The organism is Alkalibacillus filiformis, assembly GCF_030814115.1.
In the GTDB taxonomy this organism is placed as follows: Bacteria; Bacillota; Bacilli; order Bacillales; family Alkalibacillaceae; genus Alkalibacillus; species Alkalibacillus filiformis.
Genome location: NZ_JAUSUP010000004.1, coordinates 1 through 20,306 on the forward strand (window position 1 = coordinate 1; position 20,306 = coordinate 20,306).

Annotated in this window: 25 protein-coding genes and 1 tRNA gene; 20 read left to right on the forward strand and 6 right to left on the reverse strand. The window is 36.4% G+C overall.

From position 1 onward, the window contains the following. Positions 1 to 18 precede the first annotated feature (18 nt). The 6 genes from J2R98_RS08055 to tsaD all read left to right on the forward strand — a co-directional run bounded on the left by J2R98_RS08055 (position 19) and on the right by tsaD (position 3,848). A tRNA-Asp gene (locus J2R98_RS08055) sits at positions 19 to 95 on the forward strand. 170 nt (positions 96 to 265) lie between these two features. Continuing rightward, on the forward strand, positions 266 to 1,228 hold the full coding sequence (gene thiL / locus J2R98_RS08060) for a thiamine-phosphate kinase (RefSeq protein ID WP_307067836.1): 963 nt from the start codon (positions 266 to 268) through the stop codon (positions 1,226 to 1,228). Between the two features lie 19 nt (positions 1,229 to 1,247). Then, positions 1,248 to 1,694, forward strand: coding sequence for a tRNA (adenosine(37)-N6)-threonylcarbamoyltransferase complex ATPase subunit type 1 TsaE (gene tsaE, locus J2R98_RS08065; RefSeq protein WP_307067838.1), 447 nt, complete (start codon positions 1,248 to 1,250; stop codon positions 1,692 to 1,694). Further along, positions 1,694 to 2,389 (forward strand): tRNA (adenosine(37)-N6)-threonylcarbamoyltransferase complex dimerization subunit type 1 TsaB, encoded by a 696-nt coding sequence (tsaB, locus tag J2R98_RS08070; protein ID WP_307067840.1) that lies wholly within the window; start codon positions 1,694 to 1,696, stop codon positions 2,387 to 2,389. Before tsaE ends, tsaB begins: the two co-directional genes overlap by 1 nt. After that, on the forward strand, positions 2,362 to 2,841 hold the full coding sequence (rimI, locus tag J2R98_RS08075; RefSeq protein WP_307067842.1) for a ribosomal protein S18-alanine N-acetyltransferase: 480 nt from the start codon (positions 2,362 to 2,364) through the stop codon (positions 2,839 to 2,841). The genes tsaB and rimI overlap by 28 nt, the downstream gene beginning before the upstream one ends. After that, positions 2,838 to 3,848 (forward strand): tRNA (adenosine(37)-N6)-threonylcarbamoyltransferase complex transferase subunit TsaD, encoded by a 1,011-nt coding sequence (gene tsaD / locus J2R98_RS08080; protein WP_307067844.1) that lies wholly within the window; start codon positions 2,838 to 2,840, stop codon positions 3,846 to 3,848. The genes rimI and tsaD overlap by 4 nt, the downstream gene beginning before the upstream one ends. Before the next feature lie 223 nt (positions 3,849 to 4,071). Here the strand turns inward: tsaD and J2R98_RS08085 are convergent, their stop codons facing one another. Then, positions 4,072 to 6,021 (reverse strand): ABC-F family ATP-binding cassette domain-containing protein, encoded by a 1,950-nt coding sequence (locus tag J2R98_RS08085; protein WP_307067847.1) that lies wholly within the window; start codon positions 6,019 to 6,021, stop codon positions 4,072 to 4,074. A 100-nt stretch (positions 6,022 to 6,121) separates the two neighbouring features. Between J2R98_RS08085 and J2R98_RS08090 the strand changes: the two genes are divergently transcribed. The 3 genes from J2R98_RS08090 (at position 6,122) to J2R98_RS08100 (ending at position 8,912) form a co-directional block, all read left to right on the forward strand. Then, complete coding sequence (locus J2R98_RS08090; RefSeq protein ID WP_307067851.1) at positions 6,122 to 6,742, forward strand: redox-sensing transcriptional repressor Rex; 621 nt, start codon at positions 6,122 to 6,124, stop codon at positions 6,740 to 6,742. 100 nt (positions 6,743 to 6,842) lie between these two features. Next, positions 6,843 to 8,243, forward strand: coding sequence for an MDR family MFS transporter (locus J2R98_RS08095; RefSeq protein WP_307067853.1), 1,401 nt, complete (start codon positions 6,843 to 6,845; stop codon positions 8,241 to 8,243). A 6-nt stretch (positions 8,244 to 8,249) separates the two neighbouring features. Further along, on the forward strand, positions 8,250 to 8,912 hold the full coding sequence (locus tag J2R98_RS08100; protein ID WP_307067855.1) for an SOS response-associated peptidase: 663 nt from the start codon (positions 8,250 to 8,252) through the stop codon (positions 8,910 to 8,912). Positions 8,913 to 9,311: 399 nt separating this feature from the next. Here J2R98_RS08100 and J2R98_RS08105 read toward each other — a convergent pair whose 3' ends face one another. The 3 genes from J2R98_RS08105 to J2R98_RS08115 form a co-directional block, all read right to left on the reverse strand. Further along, complete coding sequence (locus J2R98_RS08105; RefSeq protein WP_307067858.1) at positions 9,312 to 10,688, reverse strand: alanine/glycine:cation symporter family protein; 1,377 nt, start codon at positions 10,686 to 10,688, stop codon at positions 9,312 to 9,314. Between the two features lie 220 nt (positions 10,689 to 10,908). Beyond that, entirely contained in the window at positions 10,909 to 11,109 is a 201-nt protein-coding gene (locus J2R98_RS08110; protein ID WP_146816927.1) for a YdiK family protein, read from the reverse strand. 3 nt (positions 11,110 to 11,112) lie between these two features. Further along, positions 11,113 to 11,823 carry a CPBP family intramembrane glutamic endopeptidase gene (locus J2R98_RS08115; protein WP_307067861.1) on the reverse strand — a complete coding sequence of 237 codons (711 nt, stop codon included), beginning with the start codon at positions 11,821 to 11,823 and terminating at the stop codon, positions 11,113 to 11,115. A gap of 207 nt (positions 11,824 to 12,030) precedes the next feature. Between J2R98_RS08115 and groES the strand changes: the two genes are divergently transcribed. The 6 genes from groES to J2R98_RS08145 all read left to right on the forward strand — a co-directional run bounded on the left by groES (position 12,031) and on the right by J2R98_RS08145 (position 16,160). Beyond that, entirely contained in the window at positions 12,031 to 12,315 is a 285-nt protein-coding gene (gene groES / locus J2R98_RS08120) for a co-chaperone GroES (RefSeq protein WP_307067864.1), read from the forward strand. Between the two features lie 45 nt (positions 12,316 to 12,360). After that, positions 12,361 to 13,992 carry a chaperonin GroEL gene (groL, locus tag J2R98_RS08125; RefSeq protein ID WP_307067865.1) on the forward strand — a complete coding sequence of 544 codons (1,632 nt, stop codon included), beginning with the start codon at positions 12,361 to 12,363 and terminating at the stop codon, positions 13,990 to 13,992. Between the two features lie 449 nt (positions 13,993 to 14,441). Then, positions 14,442 to 14,615, forward strand: coding sequence for a hypothetical protein (locus J2R98_RS08130; protein ID WP_307067867.1), 174 nt, complete (start codon positions 14,442 to 14,444; stop codon positions 14,613 to 14,615). 164 nt (positions 14,616 to 14,779) lie between these two features. Further along, positions 14,780 to 15,310: a DinB family protein gene (locus J2R98_RS08135; RefSeq protein ID WP_307067869.1), complete on the forward strand. Its 531-nt coding sequence runs from the start codon at positions 14,780 to 14,782 to the stop codon at positions 15,308 to 15,310. A gap of 59 nt (positions 15,311 to 15,369) precedes the next feature. Continuing rightward, the gene (locus tag J2R98_RS08140) at positions 15,370 to 15,615 is read left to right on the forward strand and encodes a hypothetical protein (RefSeq protein ID WP_307067872.1); all 246 of its coding nucleotides are present in this window, start codon (positions 15,370 to 15,372) and stop codon (positions 15,613 to 15,615) included. 173 nt (positions 15,616 to 15,788) lie between these two features. Then, entirely contained in the window at positions 15,789 to 16,160 is a 372-nt protein-coding gene (locus J2R98_RS08145; RefSeq protein WP_307067874.1) for a DUF3221 domain-containing protein, read from the forward strand. A gap of 27 nt (positions 16,161 to 16,187) precedes the next feature. Here J2R98_RS08145 and J2R98_RS08150 read toward each other — a convergent pair whose 3' ends face one another. Continuing rightward, positions 16,188 to 16,415: a hypothetical protein gene (locus tag J2R98_RS08150; protein ID WP_307067876.1), complete on the reverse strand. Its 228-nt coding sequence runs from the start codon at positions 16,413 to 16,415 to the stop codon at positions 16,188 to 16,190. 137 nt (positions 16,416 to 16,552) lie between these two features. On the opposite strand from J2R98_RS08150, the gene J2R98_RS08155 reads away from it, so the two are divergent. The 3 genes from J2R98_RS08155 (at position 16,553) to J2R98_RS08165 (ending at position 18,167) form a co-directional block, all read left to right on the forward strand. Next, positions 16,553 to 16,981, forward strand: coding sequence for a hypothetical protein (locus tag J2R98_RS08155; protein ID WP_307067878.1), 429 nt, complete (start codon positions 16,553 to 16,555; stop codon positions 16,979 to 16,981). A gap of 276 nt (positions 16,982 to 17,257) precedes the next feature. Continuing rightward, entirely contained in the window at positions 17,258 to 17,635 is a 378-nt protein-coding gene (locus tag J2R98_RS08160) for a hypothetical protein (protein WP_307067879.1), read from the forward strand. 148 nt (positions 17,636 to 17,783) lie between these two features. Next, positions 17,784 to 18,167, forward strand: coding sequence for a hypothetical protein (locus tag J2R98_RS08165; protein WP_307067880.1), 384 nt, complete (start codon positions 17,784 to 17,786; stop codon positions 18,165 to 18,167). Between the two features lie 60 nt (positions 18,168 to 18,227). On the opposite strand, the gene J2R98_RS08170 is transcribed toward J2R98_RS08165, so the two are convergent. Next, entirely contained in the window at positions 18,228 to 18,407 is a 180-nt protein-coding gene (locus tag J2R98_RS08170) for a hypothetical protein (RefSeq protein ID WP_307067882.1), read from the reverse strand. Positions 18,408 to 18,525: 118 nt separating this feature from the next. Here J2R98_RS08170 and J2R98_RS08175 point away from each other — a divergent pair, with 118 nt between their 5' ends. Both J2R98_RS08175 and J2R98_RS08180 read left to right on the forward strand, forming a co-directional pair. Continuing rightward, entirely contained in the window at positions 18,526 to 18,780 is a 255-nt protein-coding gene (locus J2R98_RS08175; protein WP_307067884.1) for a hypothetical protein, read from the forward strand. 814 nt (positions 18,781 to 19,594) lie between these two features. Beyond that, positions 19,595 to 20,179: a CBO0543 family protein gene (locus J2R98_RS08180; RefSeq protein WP_307067885.1), complete on the forward strand. Its 585-nt coding sequence runs from the start codon at positions 19,595 to 19,597 to the stop codon at positions 20,177 to 20,179. Positions 20,180 to 20,306: the final 127 nt, after the last annotated feature.

Below are 20,306 nucleotides of genomic sequence, written 5' to 3' on the forward strand. Positions count from 1 at the left end.
CTGCCCCCGCAACCAAAAGGTCCGGTAGTTCAGTTGGTTAGAATGCCTGCCTGTCACGCAGGAGGTCGCGGGTTCGAGTCCCGTCCGGACCGCCATATTATTTCAGACCATTCAGTACCTTGTGAATAGAATTCACAAGGTTTTTTTACATTTATAGAGCGATTTTTTACTTTTTTACATAGGAAGTTTTAAGAGATGATTATTTCCCTTAAGCAACCATCTTTGCTATGATACAGTTATACTGAAGTCATGGAGAGGTATTATCATGAAGGAAACAGATCTTATCAAGCAAATCACACCGTCTTTTTATCGACGAAGTTCAGTAGTAACAGGGATTGGTGATGATGGTGCTGTTATTAAGCCACCTAGTGGGCATGAGCTTGTCGTTGTAGCTGATGCAATGATTGAAGATGTTCATTTTTCTTTTAATTATATGGACTTATCAGATATTGGCCACCGTGTTCTAGCTGCCAATGTGAGTGATTTAATTGCTATGGGGAGTGAACCATTATATTACTTAATAACAATTGGAGTACCAAGTGATTATAATCATAATGACATTCAATCGTTATATGACGGTATGAACGAGTTAGCGAAAGTTTATAATATGGATTTAATTGGCGGTGACACGACTTCTTCCAGTAAGTTAATGATTTCGATCACGGCTTTTGGATCGGTCTTGCCTAATAAAAAAAGATTAAGGTTCCAAGCAGAATCAGGAGATGTCGTATTTGTTACTGGTAACTTAGGAGAATCAGGTTATGGGCTTCATTTATTAAATGATGATCCTAAGTCAAAGGATAATTACTTCATTAACCGTCATAAACGTCCTGTACCAAGGCAAGCTTTCTTACAAGCTTCACAATCTCTAAATAGGATCTGTTTAAATGATATAAGTGATGGGATTTCGACTGAGTTAAATGAAATTGCAGAGGCATCATTAGTAAATATAGAAATCAATTATGAATCTTTGCCTGTTCACCAAGATATGACAAAGCTTAATTCAACATTTCTAAAACAGCTCGTCTTATCTGCTGGTGAGGATTTTGAATTAGTAGGGACTTGTTCTGTACAAGAATGGAAACAATTAGAACAGTTATCTCAAAAGTTGAATGTACCGATTAAATCAATTGGAAGTGTAACAAGCTCTTCTTCAAATCCAAAGGTCAATTTAATTGAAAGCGACCAAACAACTATTTTAGAACGTAAAGGGTATGAGCATTCATAATAATTAATAGGTGATTTATATGTACAAGTTCAAAACAATAAATGAAACTGAAACGCAACGTTTAGCTAAACAAATAGGAGAAAAGTTACTACCTAATGATGTCGTAACGTTAGACGGTGATTTAGGTGCTGGCAAAACAACTTTTGCTAAAGGTTTAGCTGAAGGTTTAGCAGTAAAGCGAACGGTTAATAGCCCAACTTTTACAATCGTTAAAGAGTATAAAGGCCGTATGCCACTCTATCACATGGATGTTTATCGATTAGAAGATAGTGAAGAAGATATCGGTTTTGATGACTACTTTAATGCAGAAGGTGTGACCGTAATAGAATGGTCACAATTTATATCGGAATTTTTACCGGAAGAACGGTTACAAATTAATATAGAAAAGATTGATGAGGATCAACGTGAAGTAACTTTAACTCCTCATACCAATCATTTTAATGAATTATGCAAGGAGATCAAATAATGAATGTGTTAGCGATCGATACTTCAAATCAACCGATGAGTGTTGCCATATTGAAAGACAATCAATTAGCTGCTGAGTTGACGGTAAATGTAAAACGCAATCATTCAATTCAACTGATGCCCGCTGTTGATTATATATTTAACCAGGCAAATTTAACGCCGAAAGATTTAAATTTAATAGCTGTTTCAGAAGGACCTGGGTCTTATACGGGTCTAAGAATAGGGATGACGACTGCGAAGACGATGGCATGGGCATTAAATCTACCCGTTGTCGCAATATCTAGTTTAGAAATGTTAGCAGCTAATTTATCTTATCATAATGGTTATGTATGCCCATTTTTCGATGCTAGAAGGGGTAATGTCTTCACGGGACTATATCAAGTTCAAAACGGGCAAATGACAAAGGTGAAAGATGATCTCAATACATCTATGGAGTCTTGGTTAGAACAGCTACAAAACATAGATGAGACAGTCCATTTTATTAGCTCAACGAATCACCAGTTTGATGACTTAATAAAAGAGAAACTAGGAGCACAAGCAAATATTATTCAACATTCTATGAATTTACCGAGAGCTAGCATGTTAGCACATTTAGCGTTAGAACGTGAACCGACACCTGTTCATGCGTTAAAACCTCAATATCATCGAATGGTGGAGGCCGAAGCGAAATGGTTAGAGCAAAATCAAAAAAGGTAGAAGAGATGAATAAAACATTAATTCGTAAAATGGAGTTAACAGATTTAGATGATGTTATGAATGTTGAGTTAGCTTCTTTTCAAGCCCCATGGAAGCGAGAAGACTTTGAATTTGATCTCTTTAAAAATCGTTTTTCACATTATTTAGTTTTAGAAAAAGATGAGCGAGTGATCGCTTATTGTGGTGTTTGGATTGTTATGGAATCAGCACAAATAACTAATATTGCAGTTTTACCAGAAGAACGAGGCCATAAGTACGGTGAGAAATTATTTGAGCAGGTTATGAAAATGACGAAACGATTCGATGTTGAGGAATTAACGTTAGAAGTCCGTGTATCAAATAAAGTGGCACAAAAAATGTACGAAAAATTTGGACTAGAGATTGTCAACAGGCGTGAAAACTACTATCCAGACCAAGAAGATGCTTATGTAATGTGGGTGAAAATGTCATGAAAGATAAAAATGAATTAATCTTAGCAATTGAGACAAGTTGTGATGAAACAGCAGCTGCAGTCGTGCAAGGTGGAACAAAACTCCTTTCAAATGTTGTAGCTACCCAAATGGACATCCACCAAAAGTTTGGCGGTGTAGTACCAGAGGTGGCATCAAGACATCATATCGAACAAATTACAGTCGTCATGGAACAAGCTTTAACAGAAGCTGATGTGACGATGGAGGATATAGATGCTGTTGCTGTAACAGAAGGGCCAGGACTTGTTGGTGCTTTACTTGTTGGCGTTAACGCGGCCAAGGCACTTGCTTATGCACACGGAAAACCAGTCATCGGTGTTCATCATATTGCAGGTCATATATATGCCAATCGGTTGGAACAAGAGTTTGAGTTTCCATTGATGTCCTTAGTCGTATCAGGAGGCCACACTGAACTCATTTATATGGAAGAACACGGTGAGTATGAGATTATCGGTGAAACACGAGATGATGCAGCAGGAGAAGCGTATGACAAAGTGGCTAAAGCTTTAAGTTTACCTTATCCAGGTGGTCCACAAATTGATCGTTTAGCACAAGAAGGAAAAGATACATATAATTTTCCTCGATCATACTTAGAAGAAGGTTCATATGATTTTAGTTTCAGTGGTCTAAAAACAGCAGTTATTAACAAGTTGCATCATTTAAGACAAAAAGGTGAAGAGATAGACGTTGAAAATGTCGCAACATCTTTCCAAGAGAGTGTCATTGATGTGCTAGTTGATAAAACATATGAGGCAGCGATGGACTACGGTGTTAAACAGTTAATTGTTGCTGGTGGTGTTTCTGCGAATAAGACGTTAAGGGCGAGGATGGATCAGCGTTTTGCAGATACTGATGTAGAATTAGCGATTCCACCTTTATATTTATGTACAGATAATGCAGCAATGATCGGAGCTGCAGCATCAGTTGAATATCATAGACAAAATTATGCTTCGCTTAACTTAAATGCTAATCCAGGATTAATGATGTAATATGATTACCCACAGCTTATACACAAAGTTGTGGGTAATTTTTTATAAATTTAAGTGTGACGGTATGTGAACTTGTGTATAAATATTGTGGACAAAAGTAGTTAACCTTGTGGACTTTGTTAATAAGTCTGTGCAAAACTTGGTGTGTTGGGCACTTTTGTAGTGGATAAACCATATTTATACACATAAAAGCACTCGGAATGAACTCCAAGTGCTTCTTAGCTTAAGAACCAGCCTTAAACGACTCAAGCTCTTCTTGTAACGTTTCCCATTCTTCCATGAGTTGTTCTAATGAATCTTGGCTTGATTTTATTGTATTATTGATTTCCTGCAGTCTTGAGTAATCACCTGTTAATTCAGGGTCTTCCATTTTAGCTTCTTGTTCTTCGATAATTTGTTCATGTTTTTGAATGTCTTCTTCGACTTGGCTGATCCGACGTTCGACTCTACGGATCTCGCGCTTAACTTGTTTATCTTCTTCAAATTGTTTTTTGTTCGTGCTCTCTTCTACAACTTGCTGTTTTGCTTCTTCCATTGCTTTAAGTTCTGCTTCTTCTTGGATTTTTTCAATATAATAGTCATAGTCACCAAGGAAAATTCTAATTTCATCTTGTCTCATTTCCATCACTTGTGACGCAATCCGATTAATGAAATAACGGTCGTGTGAGACGAACAAAATTGTTCCAGGGAAGTCAGCTAATGCAGCTTCTAAAACCTCTTTACTATCTAAATCAAGGTGGTTTGTCGGCTCGTCCATAATGAGGACGTTTGCTTTTTTAAGCATCAGTTTTGCAAGTAGAATTCGCGCTTTCTCACCACCACTTAACATGCCGATTGTTTTTAACACATCATCTCCTGTAAAAAGGAAGTTACCTAAAATCGTACGAACATCCTTTTCAGGCATGAGCGGGTAATCATCCCATAGTTCATTTAAGGCTGTCTTTGATGGATTGAGTGTGGATTGCTCTTGGTCATAATAACCGAATTCAACATTCGTGCCAACTTGAATGTCGCCTTCAACGAATTCCATACGATTTAAAATCGCTTTGAGTAAAGTTGTTTTCCCAACCCCGTTAGGTCCGACAATCGCAATTCGGTCACCACGGTTAACTCTGAACGTCACATTTTTGAAAATCGGCTCGTCCAAAGCACCATACTTCGCTTGAAAATTTTCAACCTTCAACACATCGTTACCACTTTTTCGTTTAATGTCGAATGAAAATTTAGCTGAAGCATCATCTAGATCAGGGTGATCAATTCGTTCTATCTTTTCTAACTGTTTTCGCTTTGACTTAGCACGATTACTCGTTGAATCACGCGCAATATTACGTTGGACGAAATCTTCCATACGTTTAATTTCACTTTGTTGTTTTTCATACTGTTTCTTTTGGAGCTCGTAATCTTCTGCTCGCTTTTCTAAGAAGTAACTATAATTCCCGTGATATTTTTTTGAAGATTGAAAAGCGACTTCATAGACGATATTAGCAGTTTGGTCTAAAAAGTAACGGTCGTGTGAAACGATGACAACCGCCCCGTCGTAATGGTTGAGATAGCCTTCTAACCAATTGAGCGTTTTAATATCTAAGTGGTTCGTCGGCTCATCTAAGATTAAGATGTTAGGCTTCGCTAATAGCAATTTACCTAATGCTAAACGCGTCTTCTGACCACCACTTAAATCAGCAATAGGTGTATTGAGATCAAAGCCACCAAAGTTTAACCCTTGTAAGACAGAATGGATTTCAGCTTCGTATTGAAAACCGCCGATCGATTGAAAGTGGTTTTGTTTTTGATCATACGTTGTTAGAAGTTGTTCGTATTCTGTTTCTTTTTGGAAAGCATCAGGATTAGCCATTTGCGCTTCAAGTTCGCGCAACTCTTTTTCTAAGTTAATGACATCTTGATATACTTCTAGCATTTCATTCCAAATCGATTTATCAGAATCTAATCCTGTATGTTGATCTAAATAGCCAACGGTGACATCTTTCGGTTTAAAAACGTCACCTTCATCGTGCTTTAATTGACCAGCCATAATTTGCAAGATTGTTGATTTCCCAGCACCATTTCGCCCGACAATCGCAATTCGGTCTTGGTGATGTACTTCTATGTTAATTTTCGATAAAATAAGGTCAGCACCAAAATATTTACCGATATCTTTTAATTGCATTACGATCATAGTTTATTCACCTCAATGTGAACTAGTTTATCTTATAGTTCTATCATAAAGCAATGTTCCACGTTTTAAAATGGAATTTAAAAAAGGAGAACCTTAAACGATGGAAGAAAATAAAATACCTCAAGCTACAGCCAAACGATTACCACTATATTATAGACATTTAAATAATTTGCACCAACAAGGGAAACAACGCGTTTCGTCAAAAGAACTGAGTGAAGCGTTAAAAGTTGACTCAGCAACGATTCGCAAGGACTTTTCATATTTTGGCGAGTTAGGCCGAAAAGGTTACGGTTACGATATTCAGCACCTAATCTATTTCTTTAGAAAGACGTTAGATCAAGATGAAATCTCACGTGTAGCGTTAGTTGGAGTGGGGAATTTAGGGACAGCATTATTAAATTATAACTTTATTAAAAACAACAATACGAAAATTGAAATTGCATTCGACACGAATGATAAGGTAGACACGACAATCGGTGGAGTTCGAATCTATAGTGTCGATGACTTAGAGAAAGAATTGAAACGTACTGGGATTACAGTTGCGATTTTAACTGTACCGATGCACGCGGCTGATGAAATGACTGAACGATTAGTCAATGCAGGTGTTGAAGGGATTTTAAACTTTACACCAGCGAGGTTATCAGTTCCTGATTCAGTTAGAGTTCATCATATCGATTTATCAGTCGAACTTCAGTCTTTAATTTATTTCTTAAAAAATTAGAGAGGGCATCCCCCTCTCGTTTTTATTTATTGTCTTTCAATTATTGTTTAAAAGGAGTACAATAGTTCGTGAGACGAATTAATTAAGGGAGAAAGAATTCATGAGCAATCTACCAAATAAATGGTTAGTCGTATTAGCGGTCTTATTCGGAACGTTTACCGTTATTTTAAACAATAGTATGTTAAACCCGGTGTTACCGGAATTTATGCACATATTCGATTCAGATGCCGTAGGAGTAAGCTGGATTTTAACAATCTTCATGATTGCAATGGGAATGACAATGCCGTTAACCGGTTACTTAGGTGATCGGTTCGGGAAGAAAACAATCTACATAATCGGGGTACTGTTATTTACCTTCGCATCGATCCTTGGCGCTATGTCACAAACGTTAAGCATGATTATTATTGCACGTGCTATTCAAGGTATTGCTGGAGGACTCATGATGCCAAATGCCATGGCGTTAATATTTAATGCCTTCCCAAAAAATGAACGTGGTTTCGCCGTTGGAACATATGGTATTTCAGTTATGATTGCGCCTGCTATTGGTCCAACAATTGGCGGTGTCATTGCAGAAAGCTTTAATTGGATTTTCTTATTCTTAGTCAATTTACCTTTCGCCTTACTCAGTCTATTTTTCTCAATAAAATATTTAAAGCCAACACCATCAAACCCAAGTATTCGTTTTGATTACATTGGTTTTATAATGGTTACACTTGGAGTGGGCTCAGTCCTTTACGTGTTAGGTCAAGGACGAGAGTTACAGGCTTTAGTAAGTTTGAACAATGCGCTTTTATTAGTTGTCGGCATTATTTTAATTATCGTTTTTGTAAAATACGAATTAAGAAAAGATCAGCCATTGCTAGACTTACGTGTGTTTAAAATAAAAACGTATCGATATTCGATTATCGTAACATCAGCTGCGTCAATCGGGTTGTTCTCAGGACTATTCTTAATTCCGTATATGATCCAAGAGGCGTTTGAGCTTGGTATGGTCGCAACAGGCTTAATCTTTTTACCGAGTGCGTTAATGAGTGGCTTGTTTATGAACATTGGTGGCAAGTTACTCGATAAAAAAGGGCCGAGAGTTGTCATTCCAACTGGATTGGCTATTCTTTCAGGGGCGAGCTTAGCTTTTGGATTTATCGAGCTAACGACTGCTTTTTGGGTGATTGTTGTAATCTACATTGTGCACGGTGCAGGCTTAGGTTTTGGTAACATGCCAGCAACAACAGCTGGAATGAACAAAATTCCTGAACATTTAGTGGCTCAAGGTTCAGCGATGAATAATTTAATTAGACAGTTCGCATCTTCATTAGGAATCGTCTTTTTCTCAGTTTATTATGAGTTAAGAAGAGGACACATGATTTTGCTTGATGAATATACCGTTCAAGAAGCGACATTACAAGCGATTAATGAAGCCTTTATTGTAGCTGCTGTCATTATTGCATTAGCCATTCCTGCAGCACTTAAGATGAAGGGTGTTGAAGACGAAGAGGGGTGATCAATAGTGTGTGGTCGATTTACGTTAACAGTAGGAGAGCGTTTCTTAAAAGAACATTTTAATGTGGACCATGTTGATTGGAAGCCGAGTTATAATATCGCCCCAACTCAAGACGTGTTATCAGTTGTGCATGATGGCTCTGGTAATAGATTAGGTAAGATGAGCTGGGGACTGATTCCATCGTGGGCAAAAGATGAAAGTATGCGTTCTAAAATAATTAACGCAAGATTAGAAACAGCCGATGAAAAGCCGAGTTTTAAAAGGTTAATGACGAAGCGGCGTTGCTTAATTTTAGCAGATAGTTTTTACGAGTGGGTGAAAGTTGATGGGAAGAAACAACCAGTTCGAATTTACCCACCAAATCATGACTATTTTGCCTTTGCGGGACTGTGGGACAGGTGGAAAAGTGCTGAAGGCAAGGAAATGGTCACTTGTACGATTTTAACGAAAGAAGCAAACGAAACAATCGAACCAATCCATCACCGTATGCCAGTCATTTTGCCAAGAGAGTATGAACAAGATTGGATTGATTTCGAAGCAAAAGAACCAAGTGAAATGAAAGAATGGGTGAACGATGTATCAGATATCCCGCTTGATTACTATGAAGTAAGCACGTATGTGAACAGTCCGAGGAATAATGATGAGACTTGTATTGAGAAAGTGGAGTGATGGCTGAGCGCTGATAAATTCGGCCGAACGCTGATAAACTAGTCCCGAGCGCTGATAAAATTTCGTGAGCGCTGATAAAATTTCGTGAGCGCTGATAAAATATTTTGAACGCCAATAAACTGGATCCGAGCGCTGATAAAATATTGTGAACGCCGATAAAATTTTCGAGCGCCAATAAATTATCGCGAGCGCCAAAAAGTAGAGCCCGAGCGCCAATAAATTTTCGTGAACGCCAAAAAGTACAGCTCGACGCCAAATTAATTCCACGAACGCCAAAAAGTATAGCCTGAACGCCAAATTAATCTCATGAACGCCAAAATTCCCAACCACCAACCAAATCCAACAAAAAAGGTGACTCCGGAATAAATCCGGAGTCACCTTTTTATATGAGGTAAAGCATTAAGACTCAGTCGGTGGAGAACCGGCCTTTTCTGCTTCTTCTTCCTCTTTTCTAACTTTAATAAATTTCCGCGTCTCATTAACAACTACACCTGATAGTAGGAGTAAGCCAATTAAGTTAGGTACAGCCATTAAGCCGTTCATAACATCAGCGAATGACCATACAACATCTAATTGAACAATTGCACCTACGAAGATGAATAGAATAAACACTACTCTGTATCCTGTTAAACCACGGTGTTTCGTTAAGTAACCGAAACATTTTTCTCCGTAGTATGACCAACCTAGGATCGTAGAGAAAGCAAAAAATACTAGACCAATTGATACTATGAGTGAACCAGTTGGTCCTAAGAAGAATTCAAATGATTGTGATGTTAAGCTTGCACCTTCTTCGCCAGCTAAGTACATGTCAGCCATTACGATCGTTACACCTGTAATTGTACAAACGACGATTGTATCAATAAACACCTGTGTCATGGACACTAACGCTTGACGACCAGGGTAATCTGTTCGAGCTGCAGCTGCTGCAATAGGAGCAGAACCTAAACCAGCTTCGTTTGAGAATACGCCTCGAGCAACACCCCAACGAATTACAGCACCGATTGCACCACCTGCAACGGCTTCACCTGTAAATGCATCCGTAAAGATAAATGCGATCGCTTGACCAGCCATCTCTAGGTTTGTAAATAAGATGACTAATCCACCGATGACATAGAATAATGCCATAAACGGTACGATATAAGCTGTAACTTTACCAATACTCTTAATACCACCAAGGATAACTAAACCAGCTAGCACAGCAAGTACAACACCTGTAGCGACTACAGGTACACTAAATGTATCATCTAACACATCTGAAACAGAGTTAGACTGTACCATGTTACCAATACCGAAAGCAGCAATAGCACCGAAGATTGCAAATAATACAGCTAACCATTTCATTTTAAGACCTTTTTCGATATAGTACATCGGTCCACCAGCCATTTTACCGCTAGGCTCTTTAACACGGTATTTAACGGCTAGAATCGCCTCGGCATATTTGGTAGCCATACCGAATAGTGCTGAGATCCACATCCAAAAGACAGCACCCGGACCACCAAGTACAACGGCTGTTGCAACACCAGCGATGTTACCAGTACCAATAGTCGCCGCTAATGCGGTCGTCAATGCTTGGAAGTGGGAAATGTCCCCTTCAGATTTTTTGTCTTGTCTTTTGGGACTAAATGATAGTTTTAATGCGTAAGGTAGTGTTTTGAATTGCAAAAAGCTTAACCTGATTGTTAAGAATATACCAGTACCAACTAGTAAAATTAATAACCATGGTCCCCAGACTATATCACCTATAGCCCCTAACCATTCAATCACAGTCTCTTGCATCGTATTCCTCCCTTGTAAAAGTTTGTCCTCCCTTTGTTAATAATAATGGAAATTTGTAGATAAAACAAGATTATTTCAGAAAATTGAGATATTTAAAAAGTGGAGGCTTGTTTAATGATTATTCAGCTTAACTATTTGATATGCTAGATAAAAATAGATTATTTAGTAAAAAGTTTTAACAATAAAAAACCCGCAACATCATCCGTTACGGGTTCAATAATTATTGATCCTTTTTGTTTTTCATCGCGCTATGGACTCCGAACAATCTAAAGGCAACGACAAAATCAATCGTCGCAATCAGTGCGAAAATAATCGTTGCGAAGTTCCAAACGGTCTCATCCGCGTATTGTATACCAATGTATACGAATAAAGCTCCCATTATGAGATAAACCCATGCTAAAAACAGTGGTGAAAGTTTCATACCTTATCCTCCAAAGAAAATCATCATTGCGTTCTCAAATTCTTCTAGTTGTCTTTCTAATTCATCAATATCTACATTCATTTGAATTAATACAACAATCGCGTTCATCGCCATGTGTGCGATAATCGGCACAATAATACGTTTAGTCTTGACATAAAGGTAAGCAAAAGCAAACCCCATAGCAGTATAAGTCAAAATGTACGTAAAGTCCATATGAACCGCAGCGAAAATTAAAGCCGAAATAATACCGGCAATAATAAAGTTCGTGCGTTTATATAGTTCACCGAAAATAATTTTACGGAAAATAATCTCCTCTAATACAGGCGCAAAAACAATCGGTAATAAAATAAACCAAATGTTTGTATCAATAATCTGCATGATACTTTGTGTGTTTTCTGATCCTTCTTCAATACCTAACACATAAATATTAATCATGTTAGCAACAATTTGAACGGCATAAGCTAAAAACACACCAATAATAGACCATTTTATAATTTCTCCAGTTGTCGGTCCACTACGCATGTTGACTTCTGCCATATCTTTTCTTAATAGATATAAAATCCATAGTGTGGCAATGGCCATACTAGCTAAAGTCCAATAAACCATGTCATCAATCGGTGGATTTTCTGGATAATGGATATTAACTAAAATAATCCCTGGTAGTAGTTGTGCAATAATGTAAACAATTAATATTCCCCAATATCTTCTCGGCACTATAATCGTCCCTTTCTAATATGTCTGCTATAACCATTGTAGTATCTAAAAGCTATTCTATACTAAATAAATAGAGGAAACAAAAATTTTGTGGTTTTCACTTGCAAAAAATTTCGTGATTCATTATCATAATAATTGGAATTAGCACTCGCCAATGTTAAGTGCTAATAATCATCTTCAACATATAAATCAGAGGAGGTTTTGATCATGTTAAAACCACTAGGAGATCGCGTCATTGTAGAAGTTGTAGAACAAGAAGAAAAAACATCAAGCGGAATCGTACTTCCTGATTCTGCAAAGGAAAAGCCACAAGAAGGTAAAGTCATTGCTGTTGGCTCAGGCCGAGTAACAGAAAACGGTGATAAAGTGGCTTTAGAAGTAAGTGAAGGCGACACAGTCGTTTACTCTAAGTTCGCTGGAACAGAAGTTGAGAAAGATGGTAAAGAATACTTAGTATTACGCGAAAATGATATTTTAGCAGTTGTACAGTAATAATTTTGTTATTAGAGATTAAAACATTCGAGGAGGGTATTGATCATGGCTAAAGAGATCAAATTTAGTGAAGACGCACGCCGTTCTATGCTAAGAGGTGTTGATGCTCTAGCAGACGCAGTAAAAGTAACACTTGGACCTAAAGGACGTAACGTTGTTCTAGATAAGAAGTTCGGTTCACCACTTATTACAAACGATGGTGTAACAATCGCAAAAGAAATCGAACTAGAAGATCATTTTGAAAATATGGGTGCACAATTAGTATCAGAAGTTGCTTCTAAGACGAACGAAATTGCTGGTGACGGTACGACAACAGCAACAGTGCTAGCACAAGCAATGATTCGTGAAGGTCTTAAGAACGTCACTTCAGGTGCAAACCCAGTAGGAATCCGTCGCGGTATTGAAAAAGCGACAGAAGTAGCAACTGAAGAACTACGTACAATCTCAAACCCAATCGAAGGAAGAGAATCAATCTCTCAAGTTGCTTCAATCTCTTCAGCTGATGAAGAAGTTGGTTCTTTAATCGCTGAAGCAATGGAGCGCGTTGGTAACGACGGTGTTATTACAATCGAAGAATCTAAAGGCTTCAACACTGAGTTAGAAGTTGTTGAAGGTATGCAATTTGACCGTGGTTACGCTTCTCCATACATGGTCACTGACCAAGACAAGATGGAAGCAGAATTAGAAGACCCTTACATCCTAATTACAGATAAGAAGATTTCTAACATTCAAGAAGTTCTTCCTGTTTTAGAACAAGTTGTACAACAAAGCAAGCCTGTACTAATTATTGCTGATGATGTTGAAGGTGAAGCACTTGCAACATTAGTTGTGAATAAGCTTCGCGGAACGTTCAATGCAGTAGCAGTTAAGGCTCCTGGTTTCGGTGATCGTCGTAAAGCAATGCTAGAAGATATTGCGACATTAACTGGTGCAGAAGTGATCACTGAAGACTTAGGCTTAGACCTTAAGAGCGCTACAATTGACCAATTAGGTCGTGCATCTAAAGTTGTTGTAACGAAAGAAAACACAACAGTAGTAGAAGGAGCAGGCGACCCAGAAAAGCTATCAGGTCGTGTGAACCAACTACGTGCACAGTTAGAAGAATCAACTTCTGACTTCGATAAAGAAAAATTACAAGAGCGCCTAGCGAAATTAGCTGGTGGTGTAGCAGTCATCAAAGTTGGTGCAGCTACAGAAACAGAAATGAAAGAGAAAAAGCTACGCATCGAGGACGCATTAAACTCAACACGCGCAGCTGTTGAAGAAGGTATTGTTGCTGGTGGTGGTACAGCACTAGTGAACATCTACAGCAAAGTAGCTGAACTACAATTAGAAGGCGACGAAGCAACTGGTGCAAGCATCGTACTTCGCGCAATGGAAGAACCAGTACGCCAGATCGCACACAACGCAGGCCTTGAAGGTTCAATCATCGTTGAACGTCTAAAAGGTGAAGAAGTAGGCACTGGATTCAACGCAGCAACTGGCGAGTGGGTAAACATGGTAGATCACGGCATCGTTGACCCAACAAAAGTTACTCGTTCAGCACTACAAAACGCAGCATCCGTTGCAGCAATGTTCCTAACAACTGAAGCGGTAGTTGCAGATCACCCAGACGAAAACGAAGGTGGAGCACCTGACATGGGAGCAATGGGCGGCGGTATGCCGGGCATGATGTAATTTGAAGTTATAACCCTCGATGTATCAACATTCATCGCTTAGATATAACTATAAAAGTAACATATGAGTAACAAATTCTATTTGAGGTCATCCATTAGTTTACAGAACTTAATGGGTGCCTCTTTTTTCATGTCGCCAGTAACATGCAAATAAACATTTTTGGTTGTTTTTTCATCGTCATGACCAAGTCGGTGCATAATTAATTCTAATCCAACACCAGCTTGATCGCATGCTAATTACAATTTTTCTATTTGAATATATTATAATAGTTTGCTAGATGTGCTAAGTTACCTCTGTTTTTGACTGATGAACACAGTGACCTTGACTATTTAAAATAATCACTCATGTACGCTCAGATATTCGTCGTCAAAAATTAACAAAATATTCATTTTTATTGGTTTTTATGGTATTGTGTATTTAAATAATGAGGCTTATATGGAGAGGCGAACTTGAAAAATATAATAAGAACATTGGTATTTTTTATAGAATTATCACTTTTAGTGTTTCCAACAAATACGCTTGCAGACGAAGAAGAGTATGAAATAACATGTGAAATGACAATTGATGGAAAAATTCTTGGCGGAAATAATCAAGCATATATCATTGAACCTATTAATATATAAAATTTTTGAATGATAACAGAGTGATTATATGAAATTCAGAGAATTTGGTCTTATATTATTTGTTGAAAAATATGTAGAATGCATCAGTTTTTATAAGGGTATTTTGCAATTACCTGGCTAATATATGTTATTAGTAAATGATTGATCAATTAGGAGATTCTAGTATGCTTTATGATTTAAAAGGTGATGCAAGTATGTCATCAACTGTAGGAATATTATATTCCGCGGTGAGAGAAAATCACCAGCGCCTGCAACTTATTACTGATGGCATGTCGCAAGACGAATTAGAATACAAAGGGCCTGATAGCAATTTTAATAGTACAGCTCAGTTAATAAATCATATTATGTATGTTGATTTTAATTGGATTTTTAGAATAAAAGAGCAGCCACTTCCAACTTCTCTAGAAAAGCAATATGGTCCCATGTTAGATGTGAATAATAGGCTTCCAAAAGTGAAGGATATGTCCTTGGAATCACTTATGTGTGAATATGAAAGTGTATTAACTATGGTGAAAGATACATGTGAACAATTAACCGACCCTGATTTAGATAGAGTTGTCACCTTTGGTCGTAATAATGAGAATCAAGCAACTATTCGTTGGGGTCTTTGGCATATTGCTGACCATAACCGTTATCATCAGGCTCATATTAATCAGCTTAGGAAGTGGTATGGTGAGGATTTGTGTGAAAATTAATAGGTAAACGAATATTTAAGAGAATAAAAATTAACATGCAGTTAAAGGAGGGTTATTAGATGAGAAGCTTTATAATATACCTTTCTATTTTAAACATTTTAGGTATCTTTATTTTCGGGTTTACAAAAGATTTTATGGTTTTTTCAATCATCTCTGTTTTATTTTTAACGTCTGCATTTTTAGTAACCCTATCTAAGATGAATAAAAGTATAGTTGTTATTTTAATATTAGGAGCTTTGGTATTGTTCCTCGTTGCTACAGACAAATTGACTACCATTACCATTGAGTACGGACAATTAACCTAAATAATACCTGTAGTCATAGTTATCGGCTTAATTAGATATATAGATAATAAGTAATTTACTCATTGCTTATTTGGATGCTCTTATCTTTAATAAGGTCTAGCACTATGATAAAAGACGCTTCAACCTTTCTACTTAATAAATTGTAATAGCATCTTTTTGAGGAGTGATTTCAGATGAAAAAAATGGTTGTATTAATGGTTATAATTGTTCTCCTAACCGCCTGCGGACAGTCGAATCAAAATGTTGAAGAAAACGTTCAAAAAGTGCACGAGGGTACAATAGCAGATAAAAGAGAACGGCATGATGGCACACTTCAATTTTTGTTAGTATCAAATGTTGAAGAAGAGGAAATTCAAGATAAATCTGAAGGGGAACTCATAAGTTTGGCTCAAGATGAAGATGGAGCTTATTACTCTGTGAATGATGAAAAATTTGATGAACTCAGCATCGGCCAACAAGTAGAAGTCTCTTGGAATGGAAATCAAGAAGAGTCTAATCCACCACAACGAGTGGCAGATATGATTGAAACTATTTCAAATCCTTAATAAGAAAATTGAAAGCGCCATTAGTAGCTAAATTTGGATAAGTCCTGTTGTCAAGAATAATAGAGCTAAAAAGATAAATGAATAACCATAGAAACGATGGTTTTCCTTAATGAAACCGACACCATAACCCGCCACTAAGACCGCTAATGTTAGGGATACAATTCCACTTGGGACAAGTTTGGATTCTGTAATGAATTCAAATATAGCAAGAGAAAATACCGATATAATTAATATGCCATATAAAAATTTCCACATGTTTTCATCCCTCTCATTACCCGACAGTAGTTTTCCAAATTAATAGTATGTCTATTTTAACACCTACAGATTGAAGTTCAAAAAAGGAAAAAATACTGGTATGTAGAATATGGTTTTATAGAAAGGGTGGGCTAAACATGAAAGTTAACCTTTTAATTTTATTACTCATTACCACATTAGCATTATCAGCATGTAACCATGAACCAGAAGAACATGAGTTTACGTTTAAAGGTGAATCAGAAAACTGGTCAGTTGAAATTACGGGCGTCTTTTCTCCTGGGTCAGGAGATGTTTACGAGGAAGCTGATGCAGTCTACACATATGAAGGAGAAGAAGATGAGATTCGATCGGTCGTTATTCATACATACGCGTTAGGAGAAAGAGTGAGGATTGGTAAAGAGGAAGATCGACTATCAAGTATGGAATCAGTAGAAACTAACTTCAGAAATTATAGTTTTTGGACGTTAAACGATCAAGGTCATGATATGATCGTTGATTTTAAATGGCGAGAAGGAGATCAAAACACTAAGGTAGAAGAAACGATAACGTTGGAATTTATTGAGTAAGCTTCGATGATTTTAATGGTACTCAAAAAATCTATAATTTGTTTTGTTATAGTGTGGTTGGAGCATCATATTTTAATAGATTTAAGAGGAATGGAATAGGTTAGAACTAATAAAGGACGTGGTATTATGTATTTTAAAGTTATTTTCATTATATTCGCCATTCCAAAGGGGTGCATTTTATAACTAAAAATAATTATGCCGACTGTTAATAGATAAAATTAAACTGGATTGGGGTGTTTTTCAATCTTTAAATTCATTTTACTTATTTTATTATTATTGATTGGTTCTGGTTGTGCCCCTGAATCAAAAGAAGAAACAGATTTCTTTAATTATTTTTTAGAGAGAAATAGACCGGTAGTTTCAACTCAATATAATGTGTTTATTTATATTGAAGATTTTGAAGAATATATTGAAAATAAATTTTCAAACACAATAATTAGTGAAGAAGAATACCTAAATAAAGTTGAAAACAAGCTAGAATCAAATAAGATAAATAGTATTGGTATACTAAGCGAAGAGTACATTAGTAAATTTGATGGCTCTCCAAAAGGTTTGAAAACTCCTACATTTATAGTTGTTGGTGGAGTTAATGATACAATTTTATTTTCGAGCGATATTAGAGAAATTAAGAAAATTGTATCTGAAAATAATTAACAATGGAAAATCGACAGCTGTGTTATGGTATGAAGATGATCTGACTTATATGCTATCAGTATTAGTAGAGGAAGATTTAAGTGATGATGAGTTAATTAGTATTATAGAATCAATGGAATAGTTAGAATTAGTAATAGGACGTGGTATTATGTATTTTAAAATTATTTTAATTATAATCGCCATTCCATTAACTGTATTAGGGTGTGCGAGCGAACCTCAACAGGATTTTTTGGAAGGCTATATTGAACATTACAGACCTCATAACGAAAATGTGTATTCAGTCGTGGTGTTTGTGGAAGATGCAGAAAGTGCAGTTAATGATGAAGACATGCACGAGTTAAGAGAAGGAAATAGAGAGCTTTTAGATTATACAAACATTAGAGTGGTGAAATTTAATGACCGAAATCATGTAGACCACGTCACTTATTTTGATACGCTTGATACCCCGATGTATATCATGTATGACAGTGAAGATTTTTTAATGATTACTCCAGATATAGAAGATGTTAAGAGGATTGCAAGCAATAATTAAGGGAAACGGTAACATGAGTAATAAAACGCCTGAAAGCGAAAGTTTAGTCCTCTGTTACTTTCAGTCAGCAATCTCTTTCCTTAATTCTCTTAACACCTGGAAAAGTTCCTCAGAGTAATCCTCTTGAACAACTTTCTTTTGTTCTGGAACTTTCATCCACACTTTTTCCTCATTTTTTAGAACAGGAATGGCATTGGCTGTAAGTTTTAATACAGGGAACTGCGCGTCTGTAACTAACAATCAACACTCAAATTATGGTAATACATTGTCAATTTCATCTATACCAAGAAAGGATGTAGATGAAATTGACAGTCATTTGAACTTTAAACATAACAGTAATTTGTTAAAGGTAGAGGAAATGTATGATGGTGGGATTTATAGTGTAATTGATGATAAAAACCGAATTATAAAGGTAGATGTGGGTAACGGCTTGGGCATTACTACATCTAAGGTGTTGAGAAACAACCCTAATGAAAAAAATGAAGTAGATGTAGGTAGTACTCAAAATTACCGAAAATATAATGGTTATTTAACTACAGGTCTTATCTTAGGGTTTTTATCTATATTCTTCTTTGAAATAGGAATTATACCGGATACTAGGAATTGTTATTAATTGTATAGGGTTAGTAAATTATGATTCAGAAAGAGAAAATAATTTATGGATGGGCGTTATAGGTTTAACTCTGTGTGGAATCTATTTACTTTTGAACCTCTATTTTAATGGGCATATAGGATGAAATACAATTCCATTAGACCGAGGCGAAGTATAATAGCTGAGGGTGGGGGAATGTTGTTACACGAAGAAAACAGTAATAGGTCGAGTCATCAAAACTGAAATATGCGCTAACAAAATTCTAACATTTTGCTAACGCAAAGACGTAATAACTATAAATTATAATTGAAGATGTTACAGCTATTGAACTTATGCCGGGCATGATGTAGGGCTTTAAGCTTTCATCTTGAGAAATAGTTAATGCTATTTCTCACCCATTTTGTGAACTAGTCGTGTAAATGATTTTTTCTAAAGAATAGACTACTTCCTAATTACAAGGAGGTAGTCTTTTTTATATTGTTAAAATTGGCTTTTCAAGACTCTTGGGGTGACAGACGATTCAAGAAGACAACCCAAGAGAACATAAGGAGTTACCAGACGTTGATGGAAGAATTTATCAACTTTTGCATTAGTCATGATATATAAGTGTAGAAGACATTGATTACAGTCACATTTAAACAATATCTATAGTTGTGCCAAGAGAAAGGAAGCCACATTTTTAGGAGGTTCTTTTCTTAAACTATTGGGGGCTAGAGTTACGGGTTTCTTGCGCGATCAGTTATTTTATGATTGGACCTAAAAGACCTAGAGTAATGAAAGGAAATATGGGTACTATAATCTTAGAAAATAATATTGCTTAGGGGCGGAATATGCTTTGAAAAAAACACAGTATGATTTCTTAAATAGCATTAGGTCGAAGCAAGAAAATCTAAGTCAATACCAATTAGAATATTGGGAGTCATTTTCGAGTTTGGGAACATGGCAATTTTGGATTATTATGCTGTTTTTAATATTACCTCTTATTATCTTATTTATTTTTATTGATAAAAATAAAGCACTCCTATTAGGTTTTTTTGGACTTAATTATCATATTTGGTTTACTTATGTAAATTTTATAGGAACTGATTTAGCGTTATGGGAATATCCGTATCAAGTATTTCCCTTTATCCCGGGGTTTGCCTTAGATGCCTCCTTGGTTCCTGTTAGTTTTATGTTGTTATACCAATGGACTCTAAACCAAAACAAGAGTATCTATTTATATTCTGTTTTACTATCAGCGTTATTGGCTTTTATACTCAAACCAATTATGGTGAACTTTCACTTTTTCCATATGTATAACGGCATCAATTACTTTCATTTATTTTTGTTCTATTTAGCATTTTTCATTTTCTCTAAACTAATTACTAATGTTTTTTTATGGTTGAGAAAAAAAGGAAAACAGGATAATGTGGAAGAATAATAACTACAATATTCTTTAAAATTGAACTGTCAAAAGGGATTCAAACGGCTAACTTTCGAAGACTATAGGTTTTGGAAGTCTCGATCATGATATTCTAGTTAATACGACAAGGAGACAAATACTAAAA

Excerpts from the sequence above, each read along its gene's own strand:
- thiL (WP_307067836.1), top strand. The coding sequence starts at position 266 with ATGAAGGAAACAGATCTTATCAAGCAAATCACACCGTCTTTTTATCGA.
- tsaE (WP_307067838.1), top strand. The coding sequence starts at position 1,248 with ATGTACAAGTTCAAAACAATAAATGAAACTGAAACGCAACGTTTAGCT.
- tsaB (WP_307067840.1), top strand. The coding sequence starts at position 1,694 with ATGAATGTGTTAGCGATCGATACTTCAAATCAACCGATGAGTGTTGCC.
- rimI (WP_307067842.1), top strand. The coding sequence starts at position 2,362 with ATGGTTAGAGCAAAATCAAAAAAGGTAGAAGAGATGAATAAAACATTA.
- tsaD (WP_307067844.1), top strand. The coding sequence starts at position 2,838 with ATGAAAGATAAAAATGAATTAATCTTAGCAATTGAGACAAGTTGTGAT.
- J2R98_RS08085 (WP_307067847.1), bottom strand. The coding sequence starts at position 6,021 with ATGATCGTAATGCAATTAAAAGATATCGGTAAATATTTTGGTGCTGAC.
- J2R98_RS08090 (WP_307067851.1), top strand. The coding sequence starts at position 6,122 with ATGGAAGAAAATAAAATACCTCAAGCTACAGCCAAACGATTACCACTA.
- J2R98_RS08095 (WP_307067853.1), top strand. The coding sequence starts at position 6,843 with ATGAGCAATCTACCAAATAAATGGTTAGTCGTATTAGCGGTCTTATTC.
- J2R98_RS08105 (WP_307067858.1), bottom strand. The coding sequence starts at position 10,688 with ATGCAAGAGACTGTGATTGAATGGTTAGGGGCTATAGGTGATATAGTC.
- J2R98_RS08110 (WP_146816927.1), bottom strand. The coding sequence starts at position 11,109 with ATGAAACTTTCACCACTGTTTTTAGCATGGGTTTATCTCATAATGGGA.
- groES (WP_307067864.1), top strand. The coding sequence starts at position 12,031 with ATGTTAAAACCACTAGGAGATCGCGTCATTGTAGAAGTTGTAGAACAA.
- groL (WP_307067865.1), top strand. The coding sequence starts at position 12,361 with ATGGCTAAAGAGATCAAATTTAGTGAAGACGCACGCCGTTCTATGCTA.
- J2R98_RS08135 (WP_307067869.1), top strand. The coding sequence starts at position 14,780 with ATGCTTTATGATTTAAAAGGTGATGCAAGTATGTCATCAACTGTAGGA.
- J2R98_RS08140 (WP_307067872.1), top strand. The coding sequence starts at position 15,370 with ATGAGAAGCTTTATAATATACCTTTCTATTTTAAACATTTTAGGTATC.
- J2R98_RS08145 (WP_307067874.1), top strand. The coding sequence starts at position 15,789 with ATGAAAAAAATGGTTGTATTAATGGTTATAATTGTTCTCCTAACCGCC.
- J2R98_RS08150 (WP_307067876.1), bottom strand. The coding sequence starts at position 16,415 with ATGTGGAAATTTTTATATGGCATATTAATTATATCGGTATTTTCTCTT.
- J2R98_RS08155 (WP_307067878.1), top strand. The coding sequence starts at position 16,553 with ATGAAAGTTAACCTTTTAATTTTATTACTCATTACCACATTAGCATTA.
- J2R98_RS08165 (WP_307067880.1), top strand. The coding sequence starts at position 17,784 with ATGTATTTTAAAATTATTTTAATTATAATCGCCATTCCATTAACTGTA.
- J2R98_RS08175 (WP_307067884.1), top strand. The coding sequence starts at position 18,526 with ATGTATGATGGTGGGATTTATAGTGTAATTGATGATAAAAACCGAATT.